The organism is Streptomyces sp. NPDC048411 (assembly GCF_040704695.1).
Lineage (GTDB): Bacteria > Actinomycetota > Actinomycetes > Streptomycetales > Streptomycetaceae > Streptomyces.
Window position 1 is genome coordinate 1 of record NZ_JBEZKL010000225.1, and the last position, 7,279, is coordinate 7,279.

Here is a 7,279-nt window from a genome sequence, read left to right on the forward strand (position 1 = left end):
GTCGGTGGACAGGAACAGCAGGTTCCCGGAGACCGAGATGTCGTTCTGGGATCCGGGGCAGAGCACCTCGGTGACGGTCTGCGGGGCCCAGGTCGCGCACTTCGCCGTAGACGCTGTCCATGGTCAGCGCTTCGGTACGCGCTCCGTCGCCGCTGCCGCTGTTGTCCTTGCCGGTGCAGTCGGCGGGCGACACGTAGGTGGGAACACCGAGCTCCTCGAACTGTTCGCGGGGGGCGACGCCGCCCTTGGCGAGGGTCGATTCGAACGAGGCGCTGACGAAGTCGGGTTCCTGGTCGAGGACCTTCTCCGACGACGGCCGGTTCTCCGAGAGGCGTGGCACCTTCGCGTTGGCCTTCTCCAGCCCCTTCATCACCGGGTCGGTCCAGGTGGCTGTCGCCGCCAGCCGGTCGGCGAGGCCGAGGGAGAGCAGGATCTCCGTCGATCCCTGGTCGACGGAGACGGCATGGTGCGGGGCGGCTTCGACGGTGACGGTGCGGCCGCAGTTCCTGAGCGTCACCGGATAGCCCTCGCCACCGGCCGACTTGGCCGTGGAGTTGTCGGTCCCTCCGCCGCACGCGGTCAGCAGGAGGAGTGCCGCCAAGGGCAGGGCGGCAGCGCGGGCGGGGCTGGCTATGGACGGCACGGAGTCCCTCTGCGTCTCAGGGCCCATGCGCGGAGCCCGCTGTACGGAGTGCTGTCGCCCGGTATCGGGCGACAGGTGCCAGCAGGTCTTCGGACTCGGGTTCCTTCGGGCGGGACGCCTTCCCAGGACACCCGTGGATGTCCCAGTGGCCGTGGCCCCGCCCGTCCCCCTCACCGCTGCGCGTCAGCTCCGGATTCGCACCGGATTCCCTGACCCCTACGTGGAGTTTGACTGGCTTTGGCAAGCTATCACGCTGCTCCGCGCGGCTCGTCGGCGGTGCGGTGGGGCCAAGCCCCGGCCGTACCGCCCCGTGCCTACGGACTCTGGAGGGCGACGACGGCGTTGTGGCCGCCGAACCCGAAGGAGTGGCTCACGGCGCGCCGGACGGGCCGGAGTCGGGGCTGTTCGGTGACGCAGTCGATGTCGAACTCGGGCGCCGGGGCGTCCAGGTTGGCGATCGGCGGTACGACCCCGCGCTGCAGCGTGAGAATCGTCAGCCCCGCCTCGATGGCTCCGGCAGCCCCCATGCAGTGGCCCAGTACCCCCTTGGGGGCGGTGACGGGTGGCCGGTGCGGGTAGGCCCGGCTGATGAGAGCGGCTTCGGTGGCGTCGCCCAGCGGTGTCGACGTGCCGTGCGCGTTGACGTGTTCGACGTCCGCGGCCGCCCAGTCCGCGTCGCGCAGCGCGGCCTCGACCGCGGCCCGGGCGACGGCGCCGGACGGGTGCGGACTGGTGGGATGGTGGGCGTCGGTGGTGGCGCCCGTCCCGGCGAGCAGCGCCCGCGGGACCGCTGCCCGGGCCCGTGCGTCGTCCGCCCGTTCCAGCACCATGACTGCGGAGCCCTCGCCCATGACCAGACCGGCACGATCGGCCGCGAACGGCCGGCAGAGGCGGGCCGGGTCGCCGTCCCTCGTGGCCGCGGCCCCGGACCGCGCGAACCCGGTCATGGCGACCGGGAAGACGATCGACTCGGTGGCTCCGGCGATCGCGAGGTCGCACTGCCCGGTGACCAGCAGGTCCCGGGCGACGGAGAGCGCGGTGACCCCGGACGAACAGGCGGTGCACGGCGCCAGGCTGGGACCGGTCGCCCCCATCCGGATGGCGATCTCCGCCGCGGGCATGTTCGGAATGGTGAGGAGGATCCCCGCCGGCGAGGTGGCCCCGGGTCCGCGCCGGTCGAGGGCGACGGCCTGTTCGGTCAGGCCCGCGGAGCCTCCGCTGCTGGTGCCGACGACCACGGCGACCCGGCTGCCGTCCCAGTCGGCCGGGTCCAGTCCGGCGTCCGCGACCGCTTCCCGTGCGGCGAGGACGGCGAACTTGACGTACCTCCCCATCCGGAAGGCCGCACGGCCGCCGACCGCTTCGTCCAGATCGATGCCGGAGACCGTGCACGCGAAGTCGATCGCGCAGCCTTCGAGCTCGGGGACGGTGCGGGCCGGTGAAACCCCGGCGCACACCCCCTCCCAGGTGGCGTCGGTGTCGTTGCCGACCGGGGTGATCATCCCCAGGCCGGTGACGGCGACGGCAGGCCTGTTCATCGGGCGTCGCTCATCGCGGGGTTGCCGTTCACCACGGCATCGATGAACGTCGTGATGTCGGCGAGGGTGGCGCCCTGGTGGAGCTTGTCGGAGTCGGCCTCGACCCCCAGCGTCTCCTTGATGATGACGGCGAACTCGGCGACGGCGAGGGAGTCCATCTCCAGGCTGTCCATCGTGGAACCCGGGAGGATCTCGGCGGCGGGCACCTTGAAGGTGTTCGTGAGAACGTCGGTGATCTGGGGGTGAATCGCGCTCATGATCTTCCTCTTCGCTAGGTCGTGCAGGTCGCGCAGTTCATGCAGGTTCTGCCGATTCCCGGGACGGCGGAACGCACGGTCCCGACGCCGAAGTAACTGACTCCCGATCTGCCGGTTACGCCTTGCGGCGAACCGATTCGCCAACGATCACCCATGGCTTCGCACAGCGCCGGGAAAGGACGGATCTGGTGCCCCAGTACGCCAGCAGAACGGCCCGGACTCCGAGGGCCCCGACCGCGTCCCGTACCCGGCACAGCTGCCCGGCGGTGCGCTCGTCCGAAGCCTTCACCGCTCCCCCTGCGCCTCGGTGGTGTGCCAGGACGCCTCCGGATCGTCGTATGCATCGACGTAGTCGGCGCCCGCGATGGGCCAGTTCGCGAACACCTCGTCCGGCAGGGCGAAGGACTCGATCAGGATGGGCAGATGTCCGGCGACGGCGGCGATGAGCTGCTCGACAGCGTCCGGCAGGGCGTTGACCTGATCAGTGGTCAGATGACCGGCGGCGAGCAGATCGCCACTGTTGCGTGCCACCCACTGGAGAGCGAACAGCCGCTCCAGTTCGGCCAGCCTCTCGCGGCCAGGGCCTTCGGGCATTTCTGCGACCGCCTCCGCGTACGCCTCGGCCGCCTGTCGGCGGGCGTGCGCCTCGACGCCCCGCAGGGCGGGCCCGGACGCCGCGTTCCACCGCGCCAGCGGATCACCGTGCGGTGCGCTGCTCATCCGCTCCCTGGCGCGGGCGAACCAGATGACCTCCACCTGCGCATGCAGCCACTCCAGGAACCGGGGGTCGGCGAGCTCTCCGGTCGCCCGGTCCGAGGTGCCGCCGTCCACGGCCGGTGAGGCGGCGAAGAGCATTTCCGCGGCGGCCTTGGCGTGGATGGCCAGGTTGTCGCCCTCGGCGGTGATCACCGCCTCCACGCCGGTGATCAGTTCGGTCATGCCGTTGTTCTCCAACAGCGCCTGTGCTCCGCATCGTTCGCGGCACTCGACGACAACGGCGCGGGCCTGCCAGGTGATCCACCCCTTCGCGACGGCGACCAGCCGCTCCGCCTCGGCCCGTCCCGTCTCCGTACCGGTCCCGAGCTGTTCCTCCCAGCGGTCGAGGGCCCTGCGGTGCAGCAGGCTCATCGCGAACACCGTGGCCATGGCGTCGGCGAGCGGGCCGTGATGGCTGCGGTGGGCGAGCACCCGCACCCGTTCCGTGGCGCGCGGCCCGGAGATGTGCCGATGGCCCCCATAGCGCACGGCGACGGCGAGCGTCGCGCGCGCGGAGCCGACCGCGCAGGCGCTCATGGAAATCTTGCCGACCGTGACGCGTGCGATCGAGGTGAGGAAGCGACGCCTGCGATTGGGCAGAGCGCTGCTGAACTCCCCGTCGTCGCCGATCCGTCCGTGCTCACCGCCGAGCAGGGCGTCACGCCCCACGAAGACCCGGTCGAAGGAGGTCAGACAGTGGTCGACGGGGCTGCCCAGGCGCGCCGGCAACCTGCGGACGCGCACCCCCGGGAGAGCGTGCGTGTCGTCGGTGAGCGGCACCAGGAAGAGAAAGACGCCGTGGTCGGCGCCGTCGGCGAGCAGGCGCGCCGCAACCAGCCCGGTCTTGGGGCCGCCGGCCGGACTGGTGTTGGGCATGAACTTCTGTGCCCCGGCGTGCGGGGTGTGCAGCACGAACCCGTCGCGTGCGCGGTCGTACGTCGCCGTGGTCTCCATGGCCACCGCGTCATTGCCGTGCGCCACCTCCGTACAGAGGAAGGTGCCGATGCGCCGCAACCGGAGGAAGTCCGACAGGTCACGGCGGTTGTCGCCGGCGTGATCGAGGAGGCTGCCGAGGAAGAGGTTGTAGTGAATGCCCGCAACGGTGGTGAGCGCCGGATCGACCGGGCCGAGCCACTCGTGCAGGGCGGCCAGGGCGCGTGGGTCGGCGGCGGGCCCTGCTGCGCTGTCGAGCGCGCTGTTGAGGATCCTCAGCCGTTCGTACGTCAGGGCAAGACGCTCGTCGGGACTGCGGCCGGCCGGGCGGCGGAACGGTTCCGTAGAGATCAGCCGACGCCAGGGGCCGTGCTCCTGAAGAAAGTTGACCCCGAAGATCACGCCTCTCAACAGGTCGGCAGTGCCGTGGACGGTGGTGCTGTCGATCGTTGCGGTCATGAACAGGAGAACGATGAAGGAACGGCGAGGACACACCTCGCCGCTCCCACCGGGACCTTCGGGCGGTCCGACCGGTCAGACACGCTGGAAGGCGAGAGCGACGTTGTGTCCGCCGAAGCCGAAGGAGTGGCTGACGGCGCGCTCGACGGACTGCCGACGCGGCTCCTTGGTCACGCAGTCGAGCGCGAACCCGTCCGGCACCGCATCCAGGTTGGCGATCGGCGGCACGATGCCCTGCTCCAGGGTCAGTACGGTCGCCACCGCCTCGATCGCCCCGGATGCGGCGAGGGTGTGTCCGACCACGCCCTTCGGAGCGGTGACGGAGGGCCGGTGCGGGAAGAGCCGGGAGATGAGCGCGGTCTCCATCGCGTCGTTCAACGGAGTGGATGTGCCGTGCGCGTTGATGTGGTCGACCTCGCGGGGCGCCCAGCCCGCCTCGTGCAGCGCCGCCTCCACCGCCCGCTGTGCACCGCCCCCGTCGGGTGTCGGGGCCGTGGGGTGGTGGGCATCCGTACTGGAACCCACTCCGGTCAGCAAAGCACGCGGATGTCCGCCGCGGGCGCACGCATCAGCGGTCCGCTCCAGCACGAGCACGGCGGCACCCTCCCCGATGACGAACCCGTCCCGGTCCGTGGCGAACGGTCGCGACGCGCCCGCCGGGTCGCCGGTACGGGTGGAGAGCGCCCCCATCTTCGCGAAGGCCGCCACCACGAGCGGGGTCAGCGCGGACTCCGCACCTCCCGCCACGACCACATCGCATCGGCCCCTCGTCAGCAGGTCACGGGCGACGGCGATCGCGGTCGCCCCGGACGCGCAGGCGGTGGCGGGCGCCAGGCTGGGCCCCTGGGCGCGCAGCGCGATGGCGAGCTCCCCGGCCGCCGCGTTCGGGATCATCATCGGCACCAGCAGCGGGGAGACGGCCTCAGGTCCTGCGCCGTCGAACTTGCGAAGGTTGTCGACGAGAACGGAGACACCGCCCACACCGACGCCGAGCACCACACCGACCCTGCTCCCGTCCCAGTCAGCCGGGGAGAGTCCGGCGTCCGCGACGGCCTGCCGAGCGGCGATCAGGGCCAGTTTCACAAACCGTGCCATCCGCCACGCCGAGCGCCCGCCCACTGCCGCGTCCAGGTCGAGTCCGTCGACCGGACAGGCGAAGTCGACCGACAGACCGGCCAGTTCGTCACAGCGCCGCGCCACGGAGTGTCCCGCGCACAGTCCCGCCCAGAAGGCGTGTTCATCGGCGCCCGCGGGGGTCACCAGCCCCACTCCCGTCACCGCGACCCCGGTGTCAGCCTGCGTCATGTGCCATTCCTTCCGTCGCGCACTGTGCGTGGTCCGTGCGGGCTCCTGGCCGGCGAAGTACGGCGGAAGCCCAGGCCGGACCGCGCCCGACGGCGGTGATTCCGCTGCCCCGTACCCGCCCCCCGTATCCGGTTGCGCGCCGCCGTCGAGTACGTATCCCCTCGGCACCCGCTGCTCCGGCCCCCGCAACCGATCAGACCCACCGGCTGGCGAACGGCCGTCACCCCAACGAGGATGCGCTCACTGGGCCGAACGGGGGCGCGCGGAGCCCGCGAGCACGAACGGCTCACGCCCGGCACGCGCCCCCGGCTCACCTGTACGGAGCAACTCGCCGTGCTGCCCGGACGCGCAGGGCATCCCCTGGGGTCATGGCATCACCGGACCACGACGAGTCACAGCCTCACTCAGCCAACGACGAACTGGACTCACTGCGCGCGCGAGTGACGCAGCTGGAGGCGCGCACGCCCGTGCGGTCCCGGCCCCGGATCCGCTCGGTCTTCGCCGTGCTGCTGATCCTCGTCACCGCCGTCCTCACACCGCTGAGCGCCGTCGCCGTCTGGGCCAAGAACGATGTCAGCGACACCGACCGCTATGTGGCGATGATGAAGCCGCTGGCGTCGGACCCCGACGTGCAGGCAGCGCTGGCGAACCGGGTCACCGATGCCGTGATGACACATCTGGATGTCCATGCGCTGCTCGCCGAGGTGGCCCCGGCGGACCGGCCGGTCCTCGACAAGGCGCTGGGACGGCTGAGCGGCCCGCTGACCACGGGCCTCACGAACTTCGTGCACGGGACCGTGGAGAAGTTCGTGACCTCGGACGCCTTCGAGAAGGTGTGGGTCGCCCTCAATCGCGACGCCCACGCGGCGGCCGTCAAGGCGCTGACCGGCAGTGGGGGCGGGGCCGTGAAGCTGACCAACGACACGGTTGTCATCGATCTCGCCCCGGTGATCGACCGGGTGAAGCAGCTCCTGGTCGATCACGGGCTGACGATCGCCGCGAAGATCCCCGAGATCCACACCGACTTCACCGTGCTGACGTCCGACGCGATCGGCAAGGCCAAGAAGGGGTTCCGGCTGCTGCAACTGGCCGGGTTCTGGCTTCCGGTGGTGACCCTGGTGCTCGCCGCGGGCGGGGTGCTGCTCGCGGTGCGCCGACGCCGTGCGCTGGTCACGGCGGCCCTCGCGATCGCGGTGGGCGGTGCGGTGCTGGGCCTGGCGCTGTGGGTGTTCCGCGCGTTCTATCTGGACAGTCTTCCGGACTCGGTGTCGCAGCCGGCGGCCGGTGCCGTCTGCCGTGTCCGCGGGTGAAGGTGTCACCCCGGCGCGACGGCGGCGGCGCTGCGTGCGCTGACCTCGTCCGGCCACCTGGCCCGGCTCGCGCTGTGC

The 7,279-nt window shown here is 71.4% G+C and carries 6 protein-coding genes and 1 riboswitch; of the genes, 1 reads left to right on the forward strand and 5 read right to left on the reverse strand.

What is annotated here, in order from left to right; translation table 11 throughout:
• The 5 genes from AB0915_RS37425 to AB0915_RS37445 all read right to left on the reverse strand — a co-directional run.
• The coding region (locus tag AB0915_RS37425; RefSeq protein WP_366695630.1) for an ABC transporter substrate-binding protein at window positions 1-643 on the reverse strand (643 nt) is incomplete at its 3' end.
• A gap of 62 nt (window positions 644-705) precedes the next feature.
• A riboswitch (cobalamin riboswitch) is annotated at window positions 706-894 on the reverse strand.
• Window positions 895-957: 63 nt separating this feature from the next.
• A complete protein-coding gene (locus AB0915_RS37430) occupies window positions 958-2,181 on the reverse strand; it encodes a beta-ketoacyl-[acyl-carrier-protein] synthase family protein (RefSeq protein WP_366695632.1) in 1,224 nt (407 codons plus the stop codon).
• Entirely contained in the window at window positions 2,178-2,438 is a 261-nt protein-coding gene (locus AB0915_RS37435) for an acyl carrier protein (protein ID WP_366695634.1), read from the reverse strand. The genes AB0915_RS37430 and AB0915_RS37435 overlap by 4 nt, the downstream gene beginning before the upstream one ends.
• Before the next feature lie 285 nt (window positions 2,439-2,723).
• Window positions 2,724-4,586 carry an acyl-CoA dehydrogenase gene (locus AB0915_RS37440; protein WP_366695636.1) on the reverse strand — a complete coding sequence of 621 codons (1,863 nt, stop codon included), beginning with the start codon at window positions 4,584-4,586 and terminating at the stop codon, window positions 2,724-2,726.
• A 75-nt stretch (window positions 4,587-4,661) separates the two neighbouring features.
• Complete coding sequence (locus AB0915_RS37445; protein WP_366695638.1) at window positions 4,662-5,891, reverse strand: beta-ketoacyl-[acyl-carrier-protein] synthase family protein; 1,230 nt, start codon at window positions 5,889-5,891, stop codon at window positions 4,662-4,664.
• A 368-nt stretch (window positions 5,892-6,259) separates the two neighbouring features.
• On the opposite strand from AB0915_RS37445, the gene AB0915_RS37450 reads away from it, so the two are divergent.
• Entirely contained in the window at window positions 6,260-7,201 is a 942-nt protein-coding gene (locus AB0915_RS37450) for a hypothetical protein (protein WP_366695640.1), read from the forward strand.
• The last annotated feature ends 78 nt before the right edge of the window (window positions 7,202-7,279 follow it).